Origin of the sequence: Paenibacillus tyrphae (genome assembly GCF_027925525.1) — a bacterium.
In the GTDB taxonomy this organism is placed as follows: Bacteria; Bacillota; Bacilli; order Paenibacillales; family NBRC-103111; genus Paenibacillus_G; species Paenibacillus_G tyrfis_B.
Genome location: NZ_BSDJ01000007.1, coordinates 162,089 through 183,914, shown reverse-complemented (window position 1 = coordinate 183,914; position 21,826 = coordinate 162,089). Strand labels below are relative to the sequence as shown.

Here is a 21,826-nt window from a genome sequence, read left to right as displayed (position 1 = left end):
TACAACTTGTAAGATGGTGGAGCAGCTCTTCGAAAGGAGGAGGCTGTTAAATGGATTTATTTCAGGCTCTTTCTGTTCTCTTCGCGTTCGGAATGTTTATAATTACATTGTTGGGTTATATTGAAAAGAGGAAATAATCCGCTTGGTTCTTGTTTTGGTGTGAAACCATACTGACTGAGAAACATCCGCCAATTACAAGTTGATTAATGAGTTGGATCATCCGATCTGACTCATCTTTTTTGAGGAGAGAATTCGATTTCTGTTGAATGGGCTTCGGTAAGAAGCTTTTTTTATTGCTATTTATATGACTATAAATTATATTTTAGTCATATAAAATAAATAAGAGGCGACATTATCATGATACGATCGAAGAAGTCCACCCTCGTCGGCGGAACGGTTAAGTGGGGTTTTGAGGGTGTAAAAGAGGCTTTTGTGCGCAATTTCGAGTGGCTTGGGGAAACCGGTGCCGCGTGCGCCGTCTATTGGCGAGGCGAGAAGGGGGTTGACCTGTGGGGCGGATACGCGGACCCGGTACGGCGGATTCCGTGGGAGGAGCATACGATGGTTCCCGTGTTTTCCAGCACGAAAGGGTTCGCGGCGCTGTGTGCCGCCGTGGCTCATTCGCGGGGGTGGTTTGGTTACGACGACCCGGTAGCGCGGTATTGGCCGGAATTCGGGAAGCACGGGAAGGAGCGGATCACGATCCGGCAGCTGCTGTCTCATCAGGCCGGCTTGTGCGCGCTGGATGGGCTGGAGCTCCGCCGGTACGCCGATTTGGATACGGCGAACGTCGCAGGCAAGCTGGCGGAGATGAAGCCGGAATGGGAGCCGGGCTCGGCGCACGGCTATCATACGTGGACGATCGGCTGGTTTATCGGGGAGCTGCTGAGGCGGACCGATCCCCGGGGCCGAAGCCTCGGGCGGCAGCTGCAGGAGGAAATCTGCGCGCCGCTGCAAGCGGAATTTTACATCGGCTTGCCGGACGAGGTGCCGGATTCGAGACTCGCCAAGATCCGGGGGATCGATAGTCCCTTGGACTTATTGTTTCACCTTCATGAAATCCCGATGGCGCTGTTCGCCGGATTTTTGAATCCGAGATCGCTTACGTCCCGCAGCATGGTGGACCGCAGACGGCTGGTGGCCAACGTGAACTTCAACGATCGGGACATGCTGTCAATCGAGTTCCCGTCAGGCAACGGAATCGGCGAGGCCCGGGCCATGGCGCGGATTTACGGCGAATTCGCTACGGGTGGGGAGAAGCTCGGGCTGGCTGCCTCTACGCTGAAGGAGCTGTGCCGGCCTGCGGAGCCGCCTGCCTCGGGCTGGTTCGACCGGGTAAACCGGGTCGACCTCGGTTATTCGCTCGGGCTGTGGAAGCCGATCCCCAAGCGGATGTTCGGCAGCAGCCTGCACGCGTTCGGGCATCCCGGCGCGGGGGGCTCGTTCTGCTTCGCGGACCCCGATCATGGGATCGGCTACGCCTACGTTTTGAACCGGATCGGCGGGTATATGGACCGCAATCCGCGGGAAAATGCCGTGCGCCGCGCGGTATACGACTGTCTGAAATCAATGGGGGAGGAAGAGTAAGATGCCCAAATTTCGCAAAGAGGAAAAAGAAGCGATTCGCGAATGCTTGTTATCTAAAGGAAAGGAACTGTTCGTCCAGTACGGCTTGAAGAAGACAAGCCTGGACGATATCGTGGCCGCTTGCGGCATCGCGAAGGGCTCGTTCTACAGTTTTTTTAACACCAAAGAGGAGCTGTACTTCGAAATCGCCAAGCGGGAGGAAAGCTTCAAAGACCGGCTGCTGGCGGATATGATGTCCTCGGAGCTTCCGCCTAAAGTCCTGCTCCACGAGCTGTTCCGAGCAAGCTTTGAGACGATCGATGCGAATCCTTTTTTGCAGCGGGTATTCCGGCAGGACGAATGGGAGCAGCTCGTCCGGAAGCTGCCGCAGGAAACGCTGCAGCAGCATGCGGAGGAGGATACCCGCGCCGCGCAGGGGCTCTTCGAGAAATGGCAGAGCCAAGGGGCTATGCTTCCGCTGGAGCATGAGGTCGTGTCCGGGCTGCTTCGGGCGATCGTCTTCGTCTCGTTGCATAAAGCCGAGCTCGGGGACGTCTACGAGCGGGTGGTGGAACTGCTGATCCGTTTTGTCGTCAACGGACTGACGGCTTCGGATGGCGATGGAACGAGAGAAGGCCAATGAACCGACGTGTGGACGTTTGCCGTTTTGAAGACCAGCTACTGGAATACTCGGTTGCAGGAGAGGGCGAGCCGATTCTTGTAATGCACGGCGGACATTCCAACTGTTACGAGGAGTTTGGCTACGAGGCCTTGATCCGTCAGGGCTATTCCCTGATTACTCCGTCCCGGGCGGGGTACGGCGGCACCTCCAAGGAGCTCGGGTCGAGCTTGACCCGGGCCTGCCGGGCGTACAATGCTTTGCTGGACCGGCTGCAGCTTGGCGGAGTGCATTTGCTGGCCGTCTCGGCCGGCGGCCCGAGCGGCATTCGCTTCGCTTCGCTGTTCCCTAATCGTGTCCGCACGTTCACGCTGCAATGCGCGGTGACGAAGGCTTGGCTGACTCCGCAGGACAAGGAATATCGCGTAGCGCGGCTGCTATTCCTTCCTCCTGCGGAAAAGGCGGTCTGGAAGCTGCTCGGCCGCTTGAACAACCGGTTTCCGCGCTTCCTTTTCCGGCAGATGGCGCCTTCGTTCAGCATGCTGTCCCGTAGCGAAATCGTCGCCAAGATCGGCGAGGGGGATTGGGAAGCGTTCCGGCGGATGAACAACCGGCAGCGGTCGGGCGACGGCTTTTTCATCGATTTGTCCCAGACCGGGGACATCGTCCCGTCGGAGCTGGAACTAGTACGATGCCCGGCCCTCGTACTGCACAGCAAAAACGACCGGCTCGTCCCGTTAGAGCACGCATTTCACGCGCATCGCCATCTTCCGCAGTCGGAGCTTCGGCTGTTGGATACATGGGGCCACTTGATTTGGCTCGGGAAGGGCGCGGAGGAGACGGACGAGGCGATGCTGGCTTTTTTGCGCGGAAATCAGATATAGGCGGGTGCAGTGCTTGCTTAAGCAACCATTTGCACGCCTTCGCGTCTAATGGTCAAAAGGAGGATGTTCCATGAACTGGAAAAAGCCTTTGGCCTGGCTGACGCTATGGGCGATACTGCTTCTTTGTTTCCCCGCGGCGATTCAAGCGGCTTCTGGAGACAAGAAAGTGCGGCTCCCCGATTTTTCCGTGCTCATCAACGGTCAGGCGCTGGATAATTCGAAGCTGAAATACCCTTTTTTCGTGTACAAGGACATAACTTATTTGCCGCTCACCTGGGAATATACCCGGGCGCTCGCCATCTCGCTTTCCTTTGATCAGGAAAAGGGGCTGCAGCTCGGTAGAGGGGGAGGGCAATTAAGCGGACGCTTTATCGGATGGAAAAAGGAGGCGTTCCGCCCCGACTTGTCCGGGGCCAACCCGCGAAATCGCGCGTATACGGCGACCATGCCCGATTTCCCGGTGACGATAGGCAACAGCTATATCGATAACGGGAGCGAGCCGTTTCCATTGCTGGAATGGAACGACGTCACTTATTTGCCGCTGACTTGGAAATACGCTCACGACATGCTGGGACTGGAGCTCGTATGGGATGATACTAAAGGATTGAACGTCATCGGCGGACAGCAACAGGTGCTCGGGGCGATTTACTACGACGATACGGATTACTTGTATATGTACCCCGAGCTTGTTACGGAACCGGGCCGCGGCGGCCTGAAAGTAAAAAAGTCATTGGAAGAGACGCCGGTATGGATGACCGAAGAAGAGACGGGGGAGCAGCGAAAGCGCGTCGAAGAGCTGGAGAGGAAGAACGCAGGCGAACCGGTTTCTTTGGAGACGAAGGACGACGGGCTGTATTATCAAGGGCTGCGTCTGCTGACCAAGGAGCAGATTACGGTAAGTCCGGGAGAAGCGGGCATGGCGGAAATCAGGGAACTGAAGGGTACGCGTTTTGAGCTGCCTTCCGGCATAACGCTGGTGTCCGTTGAAAAAACCACGGCTTACAATACCGGCCATTCATTATATGAATATCGCACGTTCCTGATTCTTCGGAAAGAGGTATCGGAAATCAAGGAGCTGCAGCAGCCTCTGGATCGGATCATTGCAAATGACGACGGGAGTTTCTGGCTGGTTTCCAACGGTGTCGATCTGATGCACGGGAAGCTGCTGGCCGGCTCCCGACGGATTGCGCTGTTGGACGCCAAGGGCAACGTCCGTCTGGCGAACGAGGCGCTGAGCGAATCGGGTATTGTGGTGCCCGGCGTATCGACTCCGGGACTGAAGGATTTGTTAACGGATGATGGAAAGCTGCTTATTTACCGCAGCGGCATAAGCAACGACGGAAATTTTACGCCTCAGGATACGCAAGGGTATTACTGGCTGGACACCGGCTTCAACGTCTCCAAAGCCGACGCTTTGGATGCATTGGCCAAGGAAGAGAGTTCTCCGGACCGTCCGAGCCTGAACAAGAGTGTCTATATGGGGAGCGACCGCAAATTTTACCTCCTACGCACAAAGAACAATACGATATTCAACTACTCGGATAACAAAACGGGCAGATGGTACGATACTGAACTGCTCGCCTCGCCATAAATAGCATGACGTTGGAGTTGATGCATATCGATGCGGTTCGAAGAAAGTATTTTATGGCGGATTAGGAAGATGCATAAGAAGATCCGCTCCATCCCCAGTCCCACAATCCGGACTGGGGCTTTTTGCGATTCATCGACCGGCCGAATAGAGGGAGCTGAGCCGCTGCTTGGGCGAAAATATAAATGCTTTGTAAACTTGCGGGAGCCAGAGGGTTTTGGCGAAATATGTCGAATTATGTTCAGCATATTCCTCTAAATTTTGCGTCCGAAAGGGAGCTGCCTTCATGAGACTTCGAAGCGTCAAAGCCAAAACGTTCCTCTTGTTTATGCCTGCTGTGCTTGTTTTGTTTGCTGCCGTCCTAGTCGCCGCTTATGTTTATGCCAAGGGGATCATTCTCGACCAGAGCAAATATGGCATGAACGAGCAATTGAAGAGCATCGCGAACGATATCGACACCCGGCTCGTTGCGCATACGAGGCTGCCCGAGATGATCGCCCATTCAGTCGCGGATACCTATACGAAGCTCACGCTTCAGGATTACCAGTCCATGACGAAGGGCGGTTTGCAAGTGAACGGGGAGACGTTCGGTCTCGGGATTTTTTTCGAACCCGGCGCCTATAACGCGAAAACAAAATATTTCTCCACGTATGCCTTTCGGGACAAGGACAGCATCAAATCGACGGAAGACTACAACGATCCCAACTACGATTATTTGAGCAAAAACTGGTACAAAGCCGGCGTCAATCAAAAGGCTGCCGTTTATACCGATCCGTATTACGATGAAATAACGAAGGTGTCCATGGTGACGGCGTCGGCTCCCGTCTATAATGCCGGGAAACAGTTTATCGGCGTGGTGACGGGCGATATCGATCTATCCACGCTGCAAAAGACCGTGTCGGACATGAAAGTCGGGGCCACGGGCTGGGCGTTGCTTATGCATAAGGATGGCACCTATTTGGCCGGCCCGGATCAGGGGAAAGTCATGAAATCCAAGCTCCAGCAGGACACCGACTCCGCCTTGGCCGGTTTGGGTCAAGAGCTGCTGCAAAACAAAAACGGGAACACGACGTACGCAGGCGCAAACGGCGTGAATCATGTTTTCTATAAAGAAATTCCAAGGACGCAGTGGATTCTCGCGGTCGTGATGCCGGACAAGGAATTGACGGAGCCGCTTACGCAGCTGCTGTTTAAGCTCTGTCTGATCGGACTGGCGGGGATTGTGCTGATCGCGGCGGTCATTCTGGTCTACAGCCGCGGGATTACCGTTCAAATCGCCAAGCTGAACAAGCTGTCCGAGAAGCTGGCGGCCGGGGATTTCACGCATCACATTACAGTCTCGAGCCGAGACGAATTCGGGCAAATGTCCGAGCACTTTAACCGGACGACCAGCGAGCTTAGACAGATGCTGAATAAGGTGTCCGAGCATACGCTGCATGCCGCGTCCACCTCCGAGCAGCTGTCCGCCAGCGCCGAACAGACCAGCAAAGTGGCGGAAAACATTTCTACGACGATTCAGGAGGTGGCGATGGGTTCCGATGTGCAGCTTCGGGGAGCGGAGGAAACCGTCCGGGCGATGGATGAACTGACGCTCGGGATTCAGCGCATCGCCGAGTCGTCTTCCTTAGTCCGCGATTCCTCCGAAGAGACGACGGCGAAAGCTTCCGAGGGCAACGAGAAAATTCAGGAAGCGGTAGCCGGCATGAATCACGTGAACGAGAACGCCAAGCAGACGGCCGATATCATCCGACAGCTCAACGCACGCTCCCGGGAAATCGGCAAAATTATGGAAGTGATCACCGGGATCAGCAACCAAACGAATCTGCTCTCGCTGAACGCGGGGATTGAAGCGGCTAGGGCCGGGGAGCACGGCAAAGGGTTTGCCGTGGTGGCCCACGAGATCCGCAAGCTGTCCGAGCAAACCAAGCAATCCGCCGAGCAGGTCGGAGAGCTGATCGGCCAAATCCGGGGCTTCGCCGCGGAGGCCGCCGCCTCGGTGGAAACGGGCGCCGTGGAGATGGAGCGGGGGACCCGCCTGGTTGGTCAAGCGGGCGAGGCGTTCCAGGCCATTTTGCATCATATTCATGCGATGGACGATCAAATCCAAGAGGTTTCCGCCGCTTCCCAGCAAATGTCCGCCAGCTCCGAGCAGGTGAACGCAACGACGCAGGAGCTGTCCCGGATCGCACGGGAGGCTGCGGCCAATGCGCAGCATGTGGCCGCCTCCAGCGAGGAGCAGCTCGCGGCGATGGAGGAGATTGCCGCCTCCTCCGAATCGCTGACGCTCATGGTCGAGGAGCTTCGGGAACTGATGTCCCGGTTTAAGGTGTGACCCGCAGAGCGGGATTCGCGAATTCGAACGATTTCGCGCCAACAGCCTTCCACCGTCGTCATGCGTCCTGAGCTGGATGCCCGCCGGACTCGCGGCTCAAAATCTGCATCAAAGCCAGAACGAGCGTCTGTCCGTAGTCGTCCGTGCCGCCGTCATCGCTTCGCCAAGCGACAAAGCCGTCCGGACGGACCAGCACGGCCCCGCCGGGACTCAGCCTGAACGCCTGCTGTCCGAGGCCGTCGGGGTCCGCCAGATCGCCATCCGGCCCGAGCAGATAGCAGTCGATGCCGATCCCCAGACGTCCGCGGGCCGTTTCGGCAGCTGTACGCCACGGCGCCCCGTCGGGTCCGGCCACAAGCACGAAGCTCCGTTCGAACAAGTCCAGCGTGGAGATTCGGCCGCTCCGATGCCCGACCCAGACGTGCGGGGCCCGGGTGCCGGGAGCCGCGTGAAACTCCGGCTGGTCTTGCGGCGCTTCGCACTCGTCGCTAGCAAGTACGGCGGTCGACTTGTAACGGTACCCCATGGCGGTGACGAGCACGTTGGCGAGTGTTCCCTCCGTTCTCCCTTTGAACAAGGACAGCATGCTGTTCGCCGCAATCAAGCCGGCCTGCTTCGCCGTAAACCGGGCGACGGGCCGGCGTTCGTGTTCATACGTTTCCAGCAGCCCGGGGCCCGCATGGCCGCGCAGCACCGCCGCCAGCTTCCAAGCCAAGTTGTGCGCATCCTGCACACCGGTATTCGCTCCGAAACCTCCGGTCGGAGGCATGACGTGCGCCGCGTCTCCGGCGAGAAACACGCGACCCGCTTGGAATCGCTCGGCTACGCCTTCGGCGGCTTCCCAAGGCAGCACGCTGAGGATTCGAATGTCGAGGCCGGGGAACCCGAGCGCTTTGGCTAACAGATCCTTGCACCGTTCCGGCGTATAATCCTCCGGCGATTCGTTCTGCGGGTCGTAGGGGGCATGGAAGCACCAGCGGTCGCTGTTGTTAATGGCGACGAGCATTCCGGTCGCTTCCGGATGCAGGATGTTGCAGATGCTGAATTCGTGCCCCTGCACCACATCGCGGAGATCTGCCTGAAAGTAGATATTGATCAGAAATCCGTGCGAGTACTCATCCGTCATGGAAATGCCTAGCGCTTGCCGGACCGAGCTTTTCGCTCCGTCGGCGGCGATCAGGTAGCGGGTTCTGACGGTTGAGGCCGTTCCGGTGGCCCGATCGACCAGCTCGGCCGTGACTCCGTCGATATCCTGCCGAAAGGAACGGAGCTCCGTCGAAAAGCGCAGATCGCCGCCGCGGTCGCGTGCAGCCTGCAGCAAGAGCGGCTCGACGACGTCCTGCGTGCAGCGGTTGCCGCGCGTAGGACTGATGTCGTCGTTCGGAACGAACGGGTTCATAAGGCGAAGCGTCGATTCAGGCACGCCGTTTTGGGGCAGATCCAGCTCGGCGGAGGCCAGCGTTTCGGCCGTAAACATCCCCTTGCTTTTCGACAAGGATGCGCCGGCCTCGCGGATCGGCTGCTCCAAACCCAGATTCCGGTACAGCTCCATCGTGCGCAGATTGAAGCCGCGGGATCGGGGATGGATGGACGTGCCGGAATGCCTTTCTGCCAACAGATAAGAAATGCCCTGCCGGTTTAGAAACAAGGCGGCGGACAAGCCGACCAAGCCTCCTCCGACGATAATCACGGGTACGCTGTACGTTGTCATCAAAATGACTCCTTTCCCCAATTGGGATTGAATGTAAAAGATGGTTCTGCGCTTAAGCTTACTGCACGTTTTTAAATACAGTGTAAATAAATTACATTTTCTTCTCTGCTGGTCGGCGTCCATGGTAATCGGCGCCGGCTTTTTTTATCCCTAAGCCCCGGACTATTTAATCCTGGCATCAATGAGATGGTGTCAAACTTCCGTATGATGTTATATACATCACATTTTTCCCCCCGTTATAATAGCTTCAAGGGATCGCATAATTAAAAATTGTCATGATTGCCCTAGGCAGTCTCCGTGAGAGGTCCCTAACCAGAACAGGGGGTAATGATCTTGAAGAAATGGACAATATCGCTCGGACTGCTTTCTTTGTCCACGTTGGTAGCGCTTACGGCATGCGGGACGCCGGCGTCCCCGGGAAAAGAAGGCAAGGATGCCGCAACCGGTGAAGCGACGGCTGCGGACGGCGGCAAGAAGACGCTGACGATCGCGACGGTGAACAACCCTGATATGGCCATTATGCAAAAGCTGGCCAAAGACTACGAGAAAGAAACCGGGACCACGGTGAAGTTTTCGGTGCTGCCGGAAAACGATCTTCGCAAGCAGGTGACGGTCGACGTCTCCATGGGCGGGGGCAAATACGATATTGTGACGATCGGCAACTACGACGCGGCGATCTGGGCCAAAAACAAATGGATCGAGCCGCTTACGTCCTACTTCGACAGCATGCCTGCCGATGCGAAAGCGAAATATGATCTGGAAGATATTTTTCCGGCTGTCCGCGACGGCTTGACTTACAACAAACAATTGTATGCGCTTCCTTTCTACGGCGAAAGCAGCATGCTCTATTACAACAAGGACATGCTGGCGAAAGCCGACGTGACGATGCCGGAGCATCCGACCTGGGAGCAGGTGGCGGAGATCGCCAAAAAAGTAAAGGCCGCCAACAACGTGCCGGGCATCGTGCTGCGGGGACTTCCGGGCTGGGGCGAGGTGCTTGCGCCGCTCAACTCGATCATCCATGCGTTCGGCGGCTCCTGGTACGACATGAACTGGAACGCGAAGCTGAACAGCCCGGAAACGGTCAAAGCGGTGAAGTTTTACGCGGACCTGCTGAAGGAAGCGGGACAGCCCGGAGCGACGACGACCGGCTTTACGGAAGCGCTCACGCTGATGTCGACGGGAAAAGCGGCCATGTGGTATGACGCGACGGTCGCGGCCGGATTTTTGAACAATCCGAAAAACTCTCAGGTCGTAGGTAAAATCGGCTATGTAAAAGCGCCTTCGGCTGCTAAAGACAACACTGGCTGGCTGTGGTCCTGGAACCTGGCGATCGAAGCGGCGAGTAAAAACAAAGCGGAAGCGTTCAAGTTCATGACGTGGGCGACAAGCAAAGAATACATCGCCAAAGTCGGCGAAAGCGAAGGCTGGGTCGTCGCGCCTCCGGGCACGCGCAAGTCGACGTACGAGAATCCGAAGTACAAGGAAGCCGCGCCGTTTGCCGACATCGTGATGCAGTCGATGATGTCCGCGGACTACAAGAAGCCGGCCAAAGATCCGGTGCCGTACCAAGGCATTCAATTCGTGTCCATTCCGGAGTTCCAGCAGCTCGGCACGGAGGTCAGCCAAGACATCGCCTCCGCGCTGACCGGCAGCATCAGCGTCGAGGACGCAATGAAGAAGGCGCAGGAAAAAGCGGAAAAAGTCGCCGTCAGCGGCGGATACAAGAAATAAACTCATCCGGCGAAAGGGGAGCGGCCGGTCCGTTCCCTTTTCCCGCACTACATCACGCGAGGAGAGGCGAATGAACACGGTAGAATGGAGTAAAGCCGATATGAAACCTTATACCGCGAAGGCCAGACGGGCGGACAATACGTCCGCCGCGGCAAAAGGGCTATTGTGGCCGGGCATCGCTTTTGTCGCTTTAATTACGCAAATTCCTTTTCTCGTCACCCTGTATTTGAGCGTCCATCAGTGGAACCTGATGCGGCCGGATCAAGGCATTACGTTTACGGGGCTGTCCAATTTTGTCGCGATTTTGGGCGAAGCGGCTTTTTGGGAAGTGTTGAAAAATACGTTTTTGCTGACGATTCTTTGCTTGGCGTTATGTCTGGTCGGCGGCATGGGGCTGGCGCTGCTGCTGAACCGCGACTTTTTTGGCAAGGGCATTATCCGCACGTTGTTTGTTTCGCCCTTCTTCATCATGCCGGCTGTATCCGGCATCGTATGGAAGACCGTCATTTTAAATCCGAATTTCGGCTTTAGCGCATATTTGGCTGCGAAGCTGGGCTTGCCTCCAGTCGATTGGCTCGGACAGTATCCGCTGGAAACGATTATTTTCGTCGTCGCCTGGCAGTGGATTCCGTTCTTCATGCTGGTGCTGCTCGCCGGATTGCAGTCGGTTTCCCCCGATCTGATGGAAGCCTCCGTCCTGGACGGCGCCAACCGGATTCAGCAATTTTTCCATGTGACTATTCCTCATCTGTTGAGATATATAGAGGTGGCTTTGCTGCTCGGCTTGATTTTTATTATGGGAACGTTCGGCGAAATTTACGTGACGACGGCGGGCGGCCCCGGCTACGCGTCGACGAACCTGCCTTTCTATCTGTACCGGATCGGGTTCCAGGGCTGGGATATCGGCGGCGCTTCGGCGGTCGGCGTCATGATCGTCATCCTGATGACGGTGTTTATGACCGTGCTGTTTAAGTTTATGCGCAGAACGTTTGGAGGGGAATTGTCATGAGACGACCGCTGTCTATGCTGCTGACGGCCGGAACGTATGTGCTTGCGCTGATTTATTTTTCCCCCGTACTGTGGCTGTTGATTACCGGGTTCAAGCAGGAGGGGGACGCCGTGGCGATGCCGCCGTCGCTCGTGTTCCAGCCGACCTTGGACAATTACCGGCTGATCTGGGATTCGGGCGCGGGCTCGTTCATGGGGCACTCGGCGATCGTCTCGATCGTCTCCACGATCTTTGCGCTCGCGTTCGGCGTGCCGGCCGCATATGCGCTAGCCATGTTCAAGATCAAGAAGGCGGACGACATTTTGTTCTGGTTCATCTCGACCAAAATGCTTCCGGCGGTCGGCGTCATCATTCCGCTTTATCTCGTGTTCAAGCAGTTGCATTTGCTGGATTCGTTAACGGCGCTGATCGTGCTGTATACGGCGATGAACGTACCGCTGGTCGTCTGGATGATGCGCTCGTTCTTCAAGGATATCCCTTACGAGACGATCGAGGCGTATCAGGTGGACGGGGCGACCGGACTGCAGGGCTTTTTCAAAATTACGCTGCCGCTGGTCCGGCCGGGGATCGTTTCGACGTCGCTGCTCTGTCTCGTCTTTGTCTGGAACGAGTTTTTCTTCGGGGTCAGCCTGACCTCGACGGACGCGGCCACGATGCCGGTCTATATGTCGTCGTTCATGACGCAGGAAGGGCTGTTCTGGGCCAAAATGTCGTCCGTCGCTACGCTGGCCGTTCTTCCTGCGCTGGTGCTGGGCTGGTTTACCCAGCGGCAGTTGGTCCGCGGCTTGACGATGGGCGCGGTGAAGGGCTAGGAGCCAGACGAGAAGATATATATAAATTTCCAAATTCGGAAGAGGGAGAACCCTATGCAAAAGCAAATGATGAAAGCGGCGGTGCTGGACCGCCCGTTATCGATTGAAGTCAAGGACGTGCCGGTACCCGAGCCGCGTCCGGACGAAGCGCTGGTGCAGGTGCACTGCATCGGGATTTGCGGCTCAGACGTGCATTATTACGAGCATGGCCGGATCGGCCGGTACGAGGTCAAGCAGCCGATCATCCTCGGGCACGAGGTGGCCGGCACGGTGGTGAAGGTCGGCAGCGCGGTGACGAATGTCGCGGTCGGCGACCGGGTTGCCGTGGAGCCGGGCGTGACGTGCGGCCGGTGCGATTACTGCAAGTCGGGCCGGTATAACCTGTGCCCGGACGTCGTCTTCATGGCGACGCCGCCCGTGGACGGGGCTTGGGCGGACTACGTCGCGGTGCGCAGCGACTTCCTGTTCAAGCTGCCGGAGGCGATGAGCTTCGAGGAGGGGGCGCTGCTGGAGCCGCTGTCCGTCGGCATTCACGCGATGACCCGGGGGCGCGTCAAGCCATCCGATCGCGTGCTCGTGACCGGGCTCGGGCCGATCGGCCTGCTGGCGCTGGAAGCGGCCAAGCTGTTCGGCGTGACCGAAATTTACGGCAGCGACGTCATGGAAAGCCGCCGGGAGCTGGCGCTGGAGATGGGCGCGGCCGGAGTGCTTGATCCGGCGGGTGCGCCGGTGAAGGAGCAGCTCGACCGCTTAACGGGCGGCGAGGGCGTTGACGTCATCATCGAAACGTCCGGCAGCGCCCGAGCGATCGCCGATACGATCGGGCTGGCGAAGCGGGGCGGGCGGATCGTCCTGGTCGGACTGCCGACGAGCGACGCAATTCCGCTGGATATCCCAGCGCTAGTCGACGCGGAGCTGGACGTGTACGGCGTGTTCCGCTATGCGAATACGTACCCGGCGGCGATTCAATTGCTCAGCCGCTGCGAGCACAGCATCGGCAAGACGATTACGCACCGGTTTCCGCTTAGCCAGATTCGGGAAGCGGTGGAAACCGCGCGGACGCAGAAGGACACGAGCATTAAAATCATGATTTACCCGAATGAGAATGAATGAAGAAATGGAACCGAATGGGGGAAGCTTAACATGAAAGCTCTGGTCATCGAAGGGCCGCGCCGGGCCGTGGTCAAGGAAGTGCCTTATCCGGCGCCGAAGCGCGGCGAAGTAACGATTCAAGTCAAAAACGTCGGGATTTGCGGAACCGATTTTCATATTTTCGAGGGCGAATTTATTTCCCCTTACCCGATTATTCCCGGACACGAGTTTTCCGGCATCGTGCACGAGGTGGGCGAAGGCGTCACCGGCCTGCAGCCGGGAGACCGGGTCAGCGCCGATCCGTCGCTGTTTTGCGGGGCCTGCGAATTTTGCCTGACCCACCGGAGCAACCAATGCGAAAATTGGCAGGCGCTCGGCAACACGGTGAACGGCAGCATGGCCGAATACGCGGCCGTTCGGGCAGGCAACGTGGTGAAGCTGCCGGACACGATGTCGTTCGAGGAAGGCGCGTTCATCGAGCCGCTGGCCTGTGTCGTGCACGGCATGAACCGGCTGCAATTGCAGGTCGGCAGCCGCGTGCTGTTGTTCGGCGCGGGCGCGATGGGTCAGCAGCTCGTTCAGGCGATGGCCCGTGCGGGAGCGTCGGAGCTGGTCGTCGTCGACGTGGCGCAGGAAAAGCTCGATATGGCCTTGCGCTACGGCGCGACGAAGGGTGTGCTGAGCCGCAACCTGGAAGCCGCGCTGGGCAAGGAGACGTACCCTTACGGATTCGACGCGGTGGTGGACGTGACCGGTATTCCTGCGGTGATCGAGCAAGCGTTGAATTACTTGGGGCCAACCGGCAAGTACCTGCAATTCGGCGTGACCGCGGAGAGCGCGAGCATCCGGATCAACCCGTTCAAGCTGTATAACAAGGATTGGACGCTGCTCGGTTCGATGGCGATCAACCAAACGTTTATCCCGGCATTTCACTGGCTCAAGGAAGGCCGGATCGACGTCCGTCCGCTCATTTCCCGGACGATCACGCTGGAAGAGACGGTCGAATTTCTGGAAAAGCCCAAAGCGCCCGATCTGATGAAGGTGCAAATTGTGATATAATCGATTTCAAGACAACGAAGGAACGGAGGAGGTACGTTGCCATGGAGCCGCGCTTAACGTTAAATTCCAGACAGAAGCAAATGTTGGCGCTGCTTTTGCAGGCTTCGGCTCCCGTTACGCTGAAGGAGATGGCGGGGGAGCTGGGGCTCAGCGTACGTACCATGCAAAGGGAACTGGAAGGGATAAGCCGGAGGCTTGTCCCTTTCGGCGTCACATTGATCAAAAAGACGGGCGTCGGCTTGAGCGTCGAAGGAAGCGACGCGGCCAGGAAGCAACTGCTCCAGCAGCTATCCGTCAGCCCTTCGCTCAAAATTTTTTCCCCGGAGGAACGCAGGCATCTGCTGATCCGGCTGCTGCTGACGAAGCGGGAAGCGGTCAAGCTTTTTTACTTCAGCAGCAAGCTGGACGTGACGGAAGCGACGGTCAGCAACGATCTGGACAAGCTGGAGCCGTGGTTTGCGAAGCATCGGATCGCTCTGGTGCGAAAGCCGGGTCTGGGTGTCTACATCGAAGCCGATGAGAAAAGCATCCGCGCCGCGATGATCGATCACTTGTATGAGCATTTGTCGCAGGAGCAGCTGATGGACATGCTGTCCTCGTATTCGCTATCGTTTACGAACCAGCGTAAGCTGGAGCTGTCCATCCGCAACCACCTGCTGCATTTTATCGATCCCGGCATCATCGGCCAGATCGAGGAAATCGTCCGCAGCAGCGAAATGCGGCGCGGCTACGAGATGACGGACAGCGCCTACGTCGGCTTTGTCGTGCACATTGCGCTGGCCGTGCAGCGGCTCAAGAGCGGGGAAAACATCTCGATCGACGCCGAGGCGCTGGGCAAATTAAAGGCGGCAGGCGAGTTCAAATGGGCGCAGCAGATGGCGGAAGAGCTGAGCGGCCGCCTGGACATCGACATCCCGGAAAGCGAAGTCGGCTATATTACGATGCATTTGCTCGGAGCGAAGGGAAAGCGCATACTTGCGCCGGCCGGGGAGCCGCAGGAGCGGGGAGTGGAGGCTTACGCCGCCCGGATGATTCGAATCGTAGAGAACGAGCTCAAGCTCACGCTGGAAAACGACCCCTCCCTGTACGAGGCGCTGCTGGTGCATTTGGAGGCGGCGATCAACCGGATTCGCCTGCACATGGAAATCCGCAACCCGCTGCTCGCCCATATTCGCGAGACGTACCCGGATATTTTTGAGGCCGCGGCGAAGGCGTCCCGGTACCTGCAAGAGGAACTTGAGGCCGAAGTGCCGGAAGAGGAAATCGGCTATCTGGCGATGCATTTCGGAGCGGCCGTCGTTCGGACGAAAACGACCTCGCCGCAGCGCTTCCGCGTGCTTCTCGCCTGCAGCAGCGGCATAGGCACCTCCCGGCTGCTGGCCGCTCAGATCGGCAAAAGCTTTCCGCACGTTCATATCGTCGATACGGTGTCTTTGCTGCAGTTGGAGGCAGCCATCCGCAAGCATGCGCCGGTCGATCTGATCATCTCGACTGTGCCGTTCGAGCATGAGACGCACCGTGTCGTGGTGGTCAATTCGTTTTTGGAGCAGGACGATATTGAGCTGATCGAAACGCATTTGCACGGGCTGCCGCTCATCGGGACCGCGGCCCGTGAAGCTTATACAGAAATCGAGGATACCGTAATGACCGTGAATCGTTATGGCGAAGGCGTCGTTCAATTGACGAACCACCTGTTTTTTGCCGACGGGCTCGAAGTGGCGTCGAAGAGGGAAGCCATTGCGGCGGCGGCCGCTTTTGCCGGTTCGGTCGTACCCGGCATTCCCGTGCCGCAGCTGGAGAGCGACTTGCTCCAACGGGAAGAGCTCGGGGGCATCGTCGTGGAGGAAAGCAAGCTTGCGATGCTGCACTGCCGCAGCACGGCCGTCCCGGTGCTGATGGCTTGCGTGCTGCGGTTCGCGCAGCCTCTCTCCTGGCAGGCGCCCGGGCGGGACGCCGACGTCCGGACGGTGCTGCTGCTGCTGGCTCCCCGATCCGCGCCGAAAGAGCATATCGAGATGATCGGTGAGATCAGCGCGATGCTGATTGAGGAAGACTTTGCCGAGACGGTGGCCGGTGCTCCCTTCGACTTGGTGCAGAAGGAGCTGAAATCGGTGATCGGGCAAGGATATATGAATCGAACCGGCGTCTATTTTCGGGGGACGCAATGAACCGGATTAATCGCATCGGCCGCTTTTTAAGCTATCTGGTGTTCCAAAATATCGCCGGTCTGATCGGCCTGGGCCTGATCCGCGTTCTGTTCGGGGAGCGCGGCTGGTTCCCGAACCCGGCGGTGCAGGACATTATCAATCCCGTTTTGAAATATTTTCTGCCGCTCCTGTTCGCCTATACCGGGGGGCGGATGATCGGCTCGCACCGCGGCGGCGTGATCGCCTCCTTCGTCATGATCGGCATGATCGCCGGAAACACGTCGGATTACAGCATGCTGATGCCCGCCATGCTTGTCGGACCGCTGACCGGATGGATCATTGCCCGTACGGACCGGTGGCTGACGGACCGCATTCCGGTAGGGCTTGAGTTGCTGTGCTATAATGTAGCTGCGGGTTTGATCGGCGTCGTGCTGTGCCTGTTCTGCTATGCGGAGGTGGCCTATTGGTTCGTCCTCGGCATGCAGGGCATTCATGGCGCGGCAAAGCTTGTGCTGGAATCCAACTATTTGCCTTGGGTCGCGCTCGCGGTGGAGCCGGGCAAGGTGATGTTTTTGAACAATGTGATGAATCACGGCATTTTTGAGCCGCTGGGCATCCAGCAGACGAAGGAATTCGGACAATCCGTGTTCTTTTTGCTGGAAACGAACCCCGGTCCCGGGGCCGGCCTGCTGCTGGCCTATTATATACTGCTGAAAAATAAACCGCGGGACAACGCCCGCTCGTCGCTGCTCATTCAATTTGTCGGCGGCATTCACGAGGTGTATTTTCCGTATGCGCTCATGCGTCCGCTTGTCATTGTGCCGTTAATCGCGGCGGGGCTGGCCGGCAATTGGGTGTTCGTGCTGCTGCACGCCGGATTGGTCGCGACCCCTTCTCCGGGAAGCTTCATCGCGCTCATGCTGATGGCTCCGAAAGGGATGCACCTCCCGGTGCTGGGCGGGGTGCTGGCTTCCGCCGCGGTCAGCTTTGCGGGCTGCTACCTGATCCTTTCGTGGAAGGGCGGGCCGGCTTTCGACGATCCGGCGGCTTTGGCAACGGTTCATCAGCTATCCGAGAAATCATCCGAGGACGAGGTTTCATTGAAAGAAGAGCCACAGCGGAAAACGATCCGCAAAATTTATTTTGCCTGCGACGCCGGCATGGGCTCCAGTGCGATGGGGGCTGCGCTGCTGCGCAAAAAAATAAAGCAAGCCGGCCTGCCCGTCGAGGTAAGCAACTGCTCCGTAGACGGCATTCCCGCGGATGCGGATCTGGTCATCTCGCAAGCGATGCTGACGGCGAGGGCGCAGGAAGCTGCACCCCGTCCGGAGCATCTGTCGATGGTCTCCTTCGTCGACGCCGCGTTTTACGACAGTCTGATCGACCGCCTTCGCAGCGAGGTACTGCAGGGCTCCGCGAACGAGCCGGAAAGCGGTGAAAGCGGGACGTTGTTTACGCCGGACCATGTGCTGATCGGGGCGCAGGCAGCCGACAAGTGGGAGGCGATCCGCCAGGTCGGCGGCTTGCTGGTTCGGCTGGGGCTTGTCCGCGACGATTATATCGATCGGATGATCGAGCGGGAGCGGGTGCTGTCCACCTTCATCGGCAACGGCGTCGCCCTGCCTCACGGCGTCGGGGCTGCCGATCCCGGTATCCTGAAGCCGGGCATCGTGATCGCCCAGTACCCGGACGGGGTGACGTTCGACGAAGGGAGCAAGGCTTATTTGCTCATTGCGGTGGTCGGCGGGGAGCAGCAGATGGGGCTGGTCTCGCAGATCGCTTTTATGATCGAGAACCCGGACACCGTCCAAGCTCTCGTGCGCGCTGGAAGTCCTCTGGAAATGCACCGTCGGGTCTCCGCCTTTTTGCAGGAGCCGGCAAGCGAAACGAACGAATGAAAGGGGAAGGGGCATGGTTACAGAAGGAGTCACCGTGAGATGCCAGGCAGGCCTTCATACCCGCCCCGCCAAGCTGTTTGCTCTTGCCGCCCAACGGTTCCGCGCGGACATTACGGTGGAGTTCGAAGGACGGCAGGCGAAGGGAAAAAGCATCATCAGCCTGCTTCAACTGGGAGCGCCGAAAGGAAGCCGTCTGTGGGTCAGCGCGGAGGGCGAGGATGAGCGGGAAGCGGTCCGGGCGCTGTGCGAGCTGCTTCGCGGCTGTGACTAACAGGCCGGAGGGGGCGACGGCCGCGCGATGCGGCGCCGCCACGCGCACGCCCGGAATGAAGTGCCGCGGCCGACTTAAAAAGGGCTGTACGCTTGAACTTGCTTGATCGAATCTGGCTTACGCCGGGTTGGCAGACAGCCCGCAAAATTAGCGGAAGCACAGGTGCGCTATTTGTCTCGATTTGCCGCTTTTCAAAAATTAGAGGAACTGGGATGTGCTAACAAGGCGATTTCGAGGGGCACGAACATTTTTCGACACAATTAAAGCACTCTGAGTTCCTCTATGAATCGTGGTACGATTGAATCGCTCCGGTTAGCGCATCCTATTTCCTTTATTTTCGAATTGCGGAGGGGTCGAATCCAGAAACCTCGCGGAACTTTGGGCTGTCCTTTTCCCAAGGTGCAATCCGAGAGGAGTTCGCCGCAGGTTTGTTCATTGGCTCCAACCCGCAACACAAGCTCAAGGCCGGCCATGCGTCCGGCCTTTTTCGCATTGCGGCAACTCGCGGGAGGGGGATCGCACAGCGTCCTTCGCCATGGACCGCTTGACCGGCGACGCTATCGAGCGCTTTGGCGAGTCTGTCAGCGATCCGCCTACCCGTCGTGCACTTCGACGGCATGTCACCTCGCGATAAGCAGCGACAAAATCCCCGCCGCGATCAGCGGTCCAACCGGGACGCCCCGGAAAAAGGTCACGCCGAGAATCGTCCCGAGCAGCAGCCCGGTGACGACGGTCGGCTGACTCGCCATCAGCGCGGCGCCGCGGCCGCCCAAATAAGCGACCAGCACGCCGACGCCAACGGCCAGCAGCGACTTCCAATGCAGGAACGAGTGCAGCAGGTCCTGCAGGCTTGTCTTGCCGGAAGCGATCGGCGTCAGGATGCCGAGGGTCAGGATGACGATCCCCCAAGTCAGCCCGTACTTCTCCAACCAGGGAAACGTTTGATGCAGGTTCGTCACCCGCAATAAAAGCAGCACGAGCACGGCAATCGTGATGGATGTATTGCCGCTCAGAATACCGAGGGCGGCAAACAGCAGCAGCACCAGGGAAGACGTATCGAAGGGGGACATCGGCGGCAACGCTCCTTTGTCGAGGGATTTTCTTTGTTCCGATGAAGTGTTAAAATCAAAGTTGCTTAAAAATCGAAATACCGTTTTCCGGATCGCCAAAGTCTGAAAAACGATACCCGAAAATGGCTTGAAGGAGTGTTCCGGAATGTCGTACGAACTGGACGTGGCGTTCGGCCCGGCTAATGAGCTTTTGAACAGCCTCCATACGTATCTTTGCAAAAAGTTCTATAAAAAAACCGATCTTGGCTCCACATGGGCGGGGCAAACGGAGCGGAAGCTCAGCAAGCCGTTCGCCTCGACGCTGGCCGAAACCGAAATTTCGGCGGAGTGGAAGCTGATGTATTTATTTCTGTACCTGTGTCCGCATAAGGAAAACGCGGAGCGCTTCTTGGCCTGGTTCGAACGGATGACGGCGGGCGAAATGTACGAGCTGCTGGCCCCGTATATGAGCTCGTTCCCCGGCGAGCTGGGAGCGATCCGAGACCGGTGGCTGCACCTGCTGTCCGAATGGAACCGCCAGTATTTCGCGGGCACCGACCCCAAGCTGCTGAAATGGCTGGACGAGGACGCCGCACGCAGACGCGCGCGAATCGGAACGCTGCCGCCGGACACGCTGGCCGAGCAGATCACGAACGGGCTATATTTCGAGCCGGGAGCCGAGTGCGAAAAGCTGGTATTGTCGCCGCAGTATCATTTTCAACCGGCCAACATTATTTATACGTTCGGCGGCTTGACCGTTTGCCAGTACGCCGTCGACGGCTCCTACGATGACCCGGCCGACGAGCCGTCCCGCCGCCTGTACCGCCAGCTTCGCAGCCTCAGCGAAAAAAGCCGTCTGCGCATCCTGCGCTATTTGAACGCCGGACCGCGCAGCTTTACCGAAATTGTGCGCTATATCGGCATTTCCAAAGGAATTACGCACGACCATATTTTCAATCTTCGTTCGGCCGGCTTGCTGCGAGTTCACATGTCCGGAGAATCGGCCGTGGCTTACAGTCTGCGGAAGGAAGCGATCGGCGGGCTGCAAGAATCTCTGCTGGGCTATCTGCTCGCCGATTGACGGCAGGCCGCAGCCCTTGGTGCCTTTGGCCCGAACCTTGCGATGACCCATCGGAAGGTTCTTTGGCGTTGGCCTATTCCCGAAACGGGGCGTTCGTTACCCAGTCCGCAAACCCCATGCGAAGCAGCGACGAGCTCAAATTATCCGGGAGCAGGGATTCTTTCAACCCGGCATCGTATTGAATCAGTTGAATCATCGCTTGCTTGAAGCCAAGTCTCGGGTAAGTTTCCACAATGTAAAGGAACGTTTCCTCCGGAATATCCTCTTGGCGCAAACCCAGAACATCCATCCCCGCTCCGAAATGAACCAAGGCGATTTCCGGCTGCTTTGCTGCGGCGATTTCCGAGGTGTGCCAAGTAATAGCTTCCCGCACCAACTCGATTTTATCTTGAGCAAAATCGTGGGCATGAAGGAAACGCTCCGCGTGATCGGCACCCTCGTGCTCAAATGAATGTTTGCGGCACGCGTGATCGGTCAGCCCGACATCATGCAGGATGGAAGCAAGATAAAATAGCTCCCGGTCGTACTTGAAGCCATAACGCTCCCCTAAAGCTCCGCCAAATGCATAGGTCCTTATGCAATGATTGTAAAGAAATTCCGGTGAAATATCATACACCAATCGAGTTGCTTCTTGAGCCGCTTTACTGTCGGGAATCGCCAGATTATACATCCTTTCTCCTCCTTTTACTAAGAACAGCGATATTAACAAAAAAAAGAAACCAATTGGTCTCTTTTTAATGTAAACCGTTCGATTCGAAAACACTAGCCGCAAATGTTACAAAATTCCAACAAGGAATAAGCGAAAGGCGACGTAAAGCATCTGCTCAGTCTTATTGGCTTTTCATTCGCTGCTCCTCTTCTTTTTATTCGGTTCCCGTCATAAATTCTTCACATAAAGAAAATTTTTGTTGTTCTCTATTTACAGAACAAAGTAAAATATCTATAATGATGCTTATCCATAGCAAAACATATTA

The 21,826-nt window shown here is 57.5% G+C and carries 18 protein-coding genes; 15 read left to right on the top strand and 3 right to left on the bottom strand.

Features of this window, described 5'->3' with window-relative positions:
- The first annotated feature begins 50 nt into the window (after positions 1-50).
- The 6 genes from QMG93_RS10880 (at position 51) to QMG93_RS10855 (ending at position 6,989) form a co-directional block, all read left to right on the top strand.
- Positions 51-137 carry a putative holin-like toxin gene (locus tag QMG93_RS10880; RefSeq protein ID WP_220388992.1) on the top strand — a complete coding sequence of 29 codons (87 nt, stop codon included), beginning with the start codon at positions 51-53 and terminating at the stop codon, positions 135-137.
- 220 nt (positions 138-357) lie between these two features.
- Positions 358-1,587, top strand: a complete 1,230-nt coding sequence (locus QMG93_RS10875) for a serine hydrolase domain-containing protein (protein WP_281936228.1) — start codon at positions 358-360, stop codon at positions 1,585-1,587.
- 1 nt (position 1,588) lies between these two features.
- Positions 1,589-2,209 carry a TetR/AcrR family transcriptional regulator gene (locus tag QMG93_RS10870; protein ID WP_281936226.1) on the top strand — a complete coding sequence of 207 codons (621 nt, stop codon included), beginning with the start codon at positions 1,589-1,591 and terminating at the stop codon, positions 2,207-2,209.
- On the top strand, positions 2,206-3,069 hold the full coding sequence (locus tag QMG93_RS10865; RefSeq protein ID WP_281936224.1) for an alpha/beta fold hydrolase: 864 nt from the start codon (positions 2,206-2,208) through the stop codon (positions 3,067-3,069). Before QMG93_RS10870 ends, QMG93_RS10865 begins: the two co-directional genes overlap by 4 nt.
- 70 nt (positions 3,070-3,139) lie before the next feature.
- Positions 3,140-4,660: a hypothetical protein gene (locus QMG93_RS10860; RefSeq protein WP_281936222.1), complete on the top strand. Its 1,521-nt coding sequence runs from the start codon at positions 3,140-3,142 to the stop codon at positions 4,658-4,660.
- Between the two features lie 283 nt (positions 4,661-4,943).
- Positions 4,944-6,989 carry a methyl-accepting chemotaxis protein gene (locus QMG93_RS10855; protein WP_281936220.1) on the top strand — a complete coding sequence of 682 codons (2,046 nt, stop codon included), beginning with the start codon at positions 4,944-4,946 and terminating at the stop codon, positions 6,987-6,989.
- Between the two features lie 58 nt (positions 6,990-7,047).
- Here QMG93_RS10855 and QMG93_RS10850 read toward each other — a convergent pair whose 3' ends face one another.
- A complete protein-coding gene (locus QMG93_RS10850) occupies positions 7,048-8,700 on the bottom strand; it encodes an FAD-dependent monooxygenase (RefSeq protein WP_281936218.1) in 1,653 nt (550 codons plus the stop codon).
- Between the two features lie 327 nt (positions 8,701-9,027).
- On the opposite strand from QMG93_RS10850, the gene QMG93_RS10845 reads away from it, so the two are divergent.
- From QMG93_RS10845 to QMG93_RS10810, 8 genes are all read left to right on the top strand, one after another.
- Entirely contained in the window at positions 9,028-10,434 is a 1,407-nt protein-coding gene (locus tag QMG93_RS10845; RefSeq protein WP_281936216.1) for an ABC transporter substrate-binding protein, read from the top strand.
- 70 nt (positions 10,435-10,504) lie between these two features.
- On the top strand, positions 10,505-11,443 hold the full coding sequence (locus QMG93_RS10840; RefSeq protein WP_281936214.1) for a carbohydrate ABC transporter permease: 939 nt from the start codon (positions 10,505-10,507) through the stop codon (positions 11,441-11,443).
- Positions 11,440-12,255, top strand: coding sequence for a carbohydrate ABC transporter permease (locus tag QMG93_RS10835; RefSeq protein WP_025849374.1), 816 nt, complete (start codon positions 11,440-11,442; stop codon positions 12,253-12,255). The genes QMG93_RS10840 and QMG93_RS10835 overlap by 4 nt, the downstream gene beginning before the upstream one ends.
- A 54-nt stretch (positions 12,256-12,309) precedes the next feature.
- On the top strand, positions 12,310-13,368 hold the full coding sequence (locus tag QMG93_RS10830; RefSeq protein ID WP_281936212.1) for an NAD(P)-dependent alcohol dehydrogenase: 1,059 nt from the start codon (positions 12,310-12,312) through the stop codon (positions 13,366-13,368).
- Positions 13,369-13,398: 30 nt separating this feature from the next.
- Positions 13,399-14,406, top strand: a complete 1,008-nt coding sequence (locus QMG93_RS10825) for a zinc-dependent alcohol dehydrogenase family protein (protein ID WP_281936210.1) — start codon at positions 13,399-13,401, stop codon at positions 14,404-14,406.
- A 41-nt stretch (positions 14,407-14,447) separates the two neighbouring features.
- Positions 14,448-16,574: a BglG family transcription antiterminator gene (locus QMG93_RS10820; protein ID WP_281936208.1), complete on the top strand. Its 2,127-nt coding sequence runs from the start codon at positions 14,448-14,450 to the stop codon at positions 16,572-16,574.
- Entirely contained in the window at positions 16,571-18,451 is a 1,881-nt protein-coding gene (locus QMG93_RS10815; RefSeq protein WP_281936206.1) for a PTS sugar transporter subunit IIA, read from the top strand. The genes QMG93_RS10820 and QMG93_RS10815 overlap by 4 nt, the downstream gene beginning before the upstream one ends.
- 13 nt (positions 18,452-18,464) lie before the next feature.
- The gene (locus tag QMG93_RS10810; RefSeq protein WP_281936203.1) at positions 18,465-18,722 is read left to right on the top strand and encodes an HPr family phosphocarrier protein; all 258 of its coding nucleotides are present in this window, start codon (positions 18,465-18,467) and stop codon (positions 18,720-18,722) included.
- 620 nt (positions 18,723-19,342) lie between these two features.
- Here the strand turns inward: QMG93_RS10810 and QMG93_RS10805 are convergent.
- Positions 19,343-19,792 (bottom strand): DUF441 domain-containing protein, encoded by a 450-nt coding sequence (locus QMG93_RS10805; RefSeq protein WP_281936201.1) that lies wholly within the window; start codon positions 19,790-19,792, stop codon positions 19,343-19,345.
- Between the two features lie 145 nt (positions 19,793-19,937).
- Here QMG93_RS10805 and QMG93_RS10800 point away from each other — a divergent pair, with 145 nt between their 5' ends.
- Positions 19,938-20,852: an ArsR/SmtB family transcription factor gene (locus tag QMG93_RS10800; RefSeq protein WP_281936199.1), complete on the top strand. Its 915-nt coding sequence runs from the start codon at positions 19,938-19,940 to the stop codon at positions 20,850-20,852.
- A gap of 73 nt (positions 20,853-20,925) precedes the next feature.
- Here QMG93_RS10800 and QMG93_RS10795 read toward each other — a convergent pair whose 3' ends face one another.
- Entirely contained in the window at positions 20,926-21,522 is a 597-nt protein-coding gene (locus QMG93_RS10795; protein WP_281936197.1) for an HD domain-containing protein, read from the bottom strand.
- Positions 21,523-21,826: the final 304 nt, after the last annotated feature.

Excerpts from the sequence above, each read along its gene's own strand:
- QMG93_RS10880 (WP_220388992.1), top strand. The coding sequence starts at position 51 with ATGGATTTATTTCAGGCTCTTTCTGTTCTCTTCGCGTTCGGAATGTTT.
- QMG93_RS10875 (WP_281936228.1), top strand. The coding sequence starts at position 358 with ATGATACGATCGAAGAAGTCCACCCTCGTCGGCGGAACGGTTAAGTGG.
- QMG93_RS10870 (WP_281936226.1), top strand. The coding sequence starts at position 1,589 with ATGCCCAAATTTCGCAAAGAGGAAAAAGAAGCGATTCGCGAATGCTTG.
- QMG93_RS10865 (WP_281936224.1), top strand. The coding sequence starts at position 2,206 with ATGAACCGACGTGTGGACGTTTGCCGTTTTGAAGACCAGCTACTGGAA.
- QMG93_RS10860 (WP_281936222.1), top strand. The coding sequence starts at position 3,140 with ATGAACTGGAAAAAGCCTTTGGCCTGGCTGACGCTATGGGCGATACTG.
- QMG93_RS10855 (WP_281936220.1), top strand. The coding sequence starts at position 4,944 with ATGAGACTTCGAAGCGTCAAAGCCAAAACGTTCCTCTTGTTTATGCCT.
- QMG93_RS10850 (WP_281936218.1), bottom strand. The coding sequence starts at position 8,700 with ATGACAACGTACAGCGTACCCGTGATTATCGTCGGAGGAGGCTTGGTC.
- QMG93_RS10845 (WP_281936216.1), top strand. The coding sequence starts at position 9,028 with ATGATCTTGAAGAAATGGACAATATCGCTCGGACTGCTTTCTTTGTCC.
- QMG93_RS10840 (WP_281936214.1), top strand. The coding sequence starts at position 10,505 with ATGAACACGGTAGAATGGAGTAAAGCCGATATGAAACCTTATACCGCG.
- QMG93_RS10835 (WP_025849374.1), top strand. The coding sequence starts at position 11,440 with ATGAGACGACCGCTGTCTATGCTGCTGACGGCCGGAACGTATGTGCTT.
- QMG93_RS10830 (WP_281936212.1), top strand. The coding sequence starts at position 12,310 with ATGCAAAAGCAAATGATGAAAGCGGCGGTGCTGGACCGCCCGTTATCG.
- QMG93_RS10825 (WP_281936210.1), top strand. The coding sequence starts at position 13,399 with ATGAAAGCTCTGGTCATCGAAGGGCCGCGCCGGGCCGTGGTCAAGGAA.
- QMG93_RS10820 (WP_281936208.1), top strand. The coding sequence starts at position 14,448 with ATGGAGCCGCGCTTAACGTTAAATTCCAGACAGAAGCAAATGTTGGCG.
- QMG93_RS10815 (WP_281936206.1), top strand. The coding sequence starts at position 16,571 with ATGAACCGGATTAATCGCATCGGCCGCTTTTTAAGCTATCTGGTGTTC.
- QMG93_RS10810 (WP_281936203.1), top strand. The coding sequence starts at position 18,465 with ATGGTTACAGAAGGAGTCACCGTGAGATGCCAGGCAGGCCTTCATACC.
- QMG93_RS10805 (WP_281936201.1), bottom strand. The coding sequence starts at position 19,792 with ATGTCCCCCTTCGATACGTCTTCCCTGGTGCTGCTGCTGTTTGCCGCC.
- QMG93_RS10800 (WP_281936199.1), top strand. The coding sequence starts at position 19,938 with ATGTCGTACGAACTGGACGTGGCGTTCGGCCCGGCTAATGAGCTTTTG.
- QMG93_RS10795 (WP_281936197.1), bottom strand. The coding sequence starts at position 21,522 with ATGTATAATCTGGCGATTCCCGACAGTAAAGCGGCTCAAGAAGCAACT.